The sequence below is a fragment of the Streptomyces sp. NPDC002690 genome (assembly GCF_053592415.1).
On record NZ_JBSFVR010000449.1, the window covers coordinates 1 to 5,272 of the forward strand.

Here is a 5,272-nt window from a genome sequence, read left to right on the forward strand (position 1 = left end):
GGACGGCGGGCCGCGGTGGGCCGGCGGACCGGCCGGGCTCAGAGGGGTGGCAGGCCGTCCGGTGCCCCACCGTGCTGGGCCGTCCGGTGCCCCGTGAGCCCGGCTCGCCTGCCGGCCCTCAGGGGCGGGAGGGCGCCCGGTCGGTCAGGCCCGCTGGTGCAGACCGCGCCCGGCGAGGCTCAGGAACGCCTCGCCGACGGCCTCCGAGAGGGTCGGGTGCGGGTGGATGTGGTGGGCGACGTCGGACGGTTCCGCGTCCCAGCCGACGACGAGCTGGCTCTCGGCGATCATCTCCGAGACGTGCGGGCCGACCAGATGGACCCCGAGCACCCGGCCCGCCCGCTCGGCGATCACCTTCACCATCCCGCCCTGCCCGTGCACCATCCCCTTGGCGACGGCGGTCAGCGGCAGGGTGTTCACCACCACGTCGTGTCCCGCGTCGCGCGCCTGGGCCTCGCTCAGCCCGACCGCCGCCGTCTGCGGCGACGCGTACGTGATCCGGGGGACCGTCGCGTAGTCCACCGGGGCGGTACGCAGCCCGGCCAGCGCCTCCGCGACCAGCAGGCCCTCCGCGAAGGAGGCGTGGGCCAGGCCCAGGGACGGCGGCGGCAGCAGGTCGCCCACCACGTGGATGCCCGGCACCGGGGTCTCCAGCCGGGACCAGTCCGCGGGCACCACGTGGCCCCGGCCGTCCGCGACCAGTCCGGCCGCCGCCAGCCCGAGCCCGTCGGTCACCGGTGTCCGCCCGACGGCGACCAGGAGGCGTTCGGCCGTGAGCTCACGTGTCCCGCCCCGGGCGTCGCGCAGGACCGCCCGTATCCCGCCGTCGACGAGATCCGCCCCCTCGACCCGCGTCCCGGTCCGCACCTCGATGCCCCGGCGTTTCAGGCCGCGTGCCAGGTGCCGGGAGACGTCGGCGTCCTCCAGCGGTACAAGGCGGTCGGCCGCTTCCACGAGCGTCACCTCCGCCCCCATCGAGCGGTGCAGCGAGGCGTACTCCACCCCGATCGCCCCGCCGCCGAGGACCAGAACCGAGGCGGGCAGCCCCGGCGCGAACAGGGCATCGTCGCTCGTCACCACGTGCCGCCCGTCCGGTACGAGACCTGGCAGCATCCGCGGCCTCGACCCGGTGGCGAGCACGACCCCACGGCTGGCCCGTACTTCGCCGAGACCGCCGATCCGGGCGGTGCGCGGACCGGTCAACTCGGCGTGCCCGGTGACCACATGCACCCCGGCATGGCTCACATGGCTCTCCACGCCCCGGTGGTTGCGCGCCACGATGTCGTCACGGGTGGCCGTCAGCGCGTCCCAGTCGACGGCCTCGACCTTCGCCTTGATGCCCCAGCGCTCCCGCGCCTCGGTGATGCCGTCCACGAGTTCGGCGGCGTGCAGCATTGCCTTGCTGGGGACGCACCCCCGGTGCAGGCAGGTCCCGCCCAGCTTGTCCCGTTCGGCAAGCACCACCGTCAGGCCGAGGGCCGCCGCCCGCAACGCGGTGGAGTAGCCACCGGTCCCGCCCCCGATCACCAGAACGTCGGGCTGGGCGGGGACGGTCGTGGTTCCGCGCGTCGTCGTCATTGCTCCACTCTCGGCCCGGACCTTGCCATGAGTCCAAGGCAATGTTTCTGTGGAATCCATGCACGATCGTCATGGTGGAACCGAGGAGGGAACCACCGCATGAGCCTGCGGCAGATGGAGTATCTGCTCACCGTCGTGGAGGAGTCGTCCTTCACCCGGGCCGCCGAACTGCTGCACGTGACACAGTCCGCCCTCTCCCACCAGATCAAGGCCCTGGAGCGTTCCGTCGGCGGCGAGTTGCTCGAACGGCTGCCGCGCGGGGTGCGCCTCACCCCGATGGGCCGGGCGTACCTCCCGCACGCGGAGCGGGCCGTCCGCAGCGCCGCCCAGGCCCGGCGTGCGGCCCGGGCGGCCGCCGGTGCGGAGGGCGGCGAACTGCACCTCGCGACCCTGCACGCGATCGCCGTCGGCATCCTGCCCGAGGTCTTCGCCCGCTGGCGCGACGCACATCCCCGCGTCACCCTCGTCCTCCACGAGTACGCGAGCACCCCCGCCCTCTCCGACGCCCTCGAACGCGGCCTCGCGGACCTCGCGGTGGGACCCGTCCCGCCCGGGTGGGCGGGGTACGTCCGCGAGATCGGCGAGGAGGAGATCGTGGTCGTCGTCCCCTTCGACGACCCGCTCGCCGGCCGGGCCCGCGTCCGGCTGCGGGAGCTTGCCGAGCGCGTCTGGGTGCGGTGCGCGATGGAGCCGGTCAGCGACGGACAGCCCTACCTGGACCTGGTCTGCGGGCAGGCCGGGTTCGTCCCGCGCACCGCCGTCCGTACCGAACACACTTCGACCGCCGTACGGATGGCCGCGGCCGGATCGGGCATCGTGGCGGCCCCCGCACACATGGTGCTCGGCGCGCTCGGCGAGGACTGCGCCGTGCTCGCGCTCGACCCGCCGTGGCGACGGCCGCTGGCCGTGTTCGCACGGACCGAACCGACTGGTGCGGCGGCCGGGTTCACCGATCTGCTGGCCGCCTCGTGGCCCGCGGAGGCGCCTGCCGCACTGGGCGGACTCGCGGCCCCCGCCCCCGCCCTCCCGCCTCCTACCCCCGCGGTCCCCTCCTGAGCAGCGCGACCGGGCGTGCGGCGAACAGTTCGGCGGCCTTCACCTCGCCGCCGCCGAACTCCCCCTCCTCGGAGAGGAGATCGTGCCAGGGTCCGGCATCCGGGAGCGGCAGGACCGTGTCGGCCCAGCCGTCCGCCTCGGTCAGTCGCAGTGAGAGCCGGGTCACCGCCGTGACCACCTCGCCCGACCGGCAGAACGCCACCACGTGCTCCGCCGCCGCACCCCGCGCCGTGAGGGGGGCGTACGTCCCCGACTCACCGAAGACGCTCGGGAGTTCGGCCCGGAGCCGGAGCACGGTGGCGGTCAGACGGGCCTTCTCGGCCGAAGTGCCCGATGCTTCTGCCGCCGCCGAGGATCCCGCTCCGGGCTGCGGCTCCGTGAAGGGCCGCCGGTTGTCCGGGTCGACCAGGGCGAGGTACTCCCGCTCGGTGCCCTGGTAGAGATCGGGGACCCCGGGCATCGTCAGATGGATGAGCGCCGCGCCCAGCACATTGGCCCGCACCTGGGGGGCGAGCGCACGGGCGAAGGCCGCGAGGAGATCCCGGGCGGGCCCCCCGGCGCTGCCGGGTCCTGCCGCGACGAAGTCGGACACCGCGCGCTCGTAGGAGGGGTCGGGTTCGGTCCAGGTGGTGTGCAGGCCCGCCTCGCGCACGGCCTTCAGCAGTGCGGGCTCCAGCCTGCCCGCCACCTCGGAGGCCGGAAGGTCCACACAGCTGTAGGCCGACTGCCAAGCCTGCCAGGCAAGTTGTCCGTCCGGGGCCTTCGCCCCCGTCGCGCCCGTCATCCGACGCACCAACTCCGCCCATCGGGAGGGGCATTCGGAGAGGACCGCGATCCGGGCGCGGACGTCGGCGCTGCGCTTCGTGTCGTGCGTGGTGAGCACCGTGCCGGTGGTCGGCCAGTCGCGCGCCAACCGGGCGCAGAACGCGTGGAATTCGGTGGGCTCCACCGCCGGCCTGCCTGGCCGACCGCCCACCTCGGTCGCCGAAATCAGCGGCACGTACCGGTAGAACGCCGTGTCCTCCACGGACTTGGCATGCAGGGCGGACGCCGTCTGGGCGAACCGGGCGCAGAAGGAGACCTGTTCGGGCCCGTTCCCCAGCTTGCCCAGCGCGAGTTCCCGCACCACGTCGACCGCCGCCGCCTCCTCGGGTACGGAGAACGCCGCTTTCGCGTCCCGTACCGCCTCCTGGGGGAGTGCCGCCTCGGCGGACTCGGAGACGGGCCCGCCCGCGCCGACGTACGGCCGGTACACCGGGACGCGGACCAGTAGTTCGGTCACGGCGGTGCGCAGCGCCCACGGGGCGTGGTCGCGCAGCCGGGGGTCCCGTGCGCAGATCCGTACGGCCAGCCGGGTGAGCCAGGCCGTCTCGGCGGCGAGGTCGTGGGCGGCCACGTGCCGGGCGGCCCGCCGTGCGGTCTCGGCCCAGGAGCCGCCACCGTCGGCGGACGGCTTTGCGAAGTCACGGTAGTGGCCGAGCAGTCCGGCGGCGCCGAGCGGGTCGACGAAGAGTCCGTCGATGCGGTGCAGGGCGTCGTAGCCGGTGGTTCCGGCCACCGCCCAGCCGGCCGGGAGGGTCTCCTCGCCGGTGAGGATCTTCTCCACCACCGTCCACCGGCTGCCGGTCCCCCCGGCCAGCCGCTCCAGATACCCGGCCGGGTCCGCGAGGCCGTCCGGGTGGTCGATGCGCAGTCCTTCCACGACACCGTCCCGGACGAGCTGGAGGATCTTGCCGTGGGTGGCGTCGAAGACCTCGGGGTGCTCGACCCGCACGGCGATCAGGTCCGAGATGGTGAAGAAGCGGCGGTAGTTCAGCTCGGTACGGGCCAGCCGCCACCAGCCGAGCCGGTAGTGCTGGGCCTCCAGCAGCTCGGGCAGCGCGAGATGCTCGCTGCCCGGGCGGAGCGGGAACTCCTGCTCGCCGTAGCGCAGCACGGAGCCGTCGACGGAGAACCGCCCGAGCTCGTCGCCGACCGGGCCCGCGAGGACCGGCAGCAGCACTTTGCCGCCGCCGCCCTCCCAGTCGATGTCGAACCAGCGCGCGTACGGCGAGGACGGCCCTTCGCGCAGCACCTCCCGGAGCGCCACGTTGTGGCGCGGGGACGCGGCCATGTGGTTCGGCACGATGTCGACGATCAGCCCGAGCCCGTGCGCGCGGGCCCTCGCCGAGAGCCCGCGCAGCCCGTCCTCGCCGCCCAGCTCGGCGCGGACCCGTCCGGGGTCGGTGACGTCGTACCCGTGCCGGGACCCGGGCACCGCCTCCAGGACCGGGGACAGATGCAGATGGGAGATCCCGAGCGAGGCGAGGTACGGGACCGCCTCCCCGGCATCCGCGAAGGTGAAGTCCGGTTGGAGCTGGAGCCGGTACGTGGCGGTGGGCGTCATGCCCGGTTACGTACCCACTCGCGGCCCGTCCGTGTCATCCGCCCCGCTCCCGGCTGCCCGCGACCGTCCGGATGCACCTGGGGGAATTCACCCGGACGGAGGGCACGGGACACGCCGTCGCAGGCCGGGACAGGGGGAGGTGGGCGCCGGAACCCGGTTCACCGCCGCCCCGGAGTCCTCGCGCTCCTCGATGTACGCCACCGACGTGGCGCGCATGATCGAGGCGCCGATCATCCACGTCAACGGTGACGA

General features: G+C 74.2%; 3 protein-coding genes. 1 reads left to right on the forward strand and 2 read right to left on the reverse strand.

Annotation, left to right across the window (positions count from 1 at the left end):
* Nucleotides 1-144 precede the first annotated feature (144 nt).
* Nucleotides 145-1,578, reverse strand: coding sequence for a dihydrolipoyl dehydrogenase (gene lpdA, locus ACWD3D_RS32985; protein ID WP_451464404.1), 1,434 nt, complete (start codon nt 1,576-1,578; stop codon nt 145-147).
* Nucleotides 1,579-1,677: 99 nt separating this feature from the next.
* Here lpdA and ACWD3D_RS32990 point away from each other — a divergent pair, with 99 nt between their 5' ends.
* The gene (locus ACWD3D_RS32990) at nt 1,678-2,634 is read left to right on the forward strand and encodes a LysR family transcriptional regulator (protein WP_451464405.1); all 957 of its coding nucleotides are present in this window, start codon (nt 1,678-1,680) and stop codon (nt 2,632-2,634) included.
* Here the strand turns inward: ACWD3D_RS32990 and treY are convergent.
* Entirely contained in the window at nt 2,612-5,020 is a 2,409-nt protein-coding gene (gene treY, locus ACWD3D_RS32995; protein ID WP_451464406.1) for a malto-oligosyltrehalose synthase, read from the reverse strand. The genes ACWD3D_RS32990 and treY overlap by 23 nt on opposite strands.
* Nucleotides 5,021-5,272: the final 252 nt, after the last annotated feature.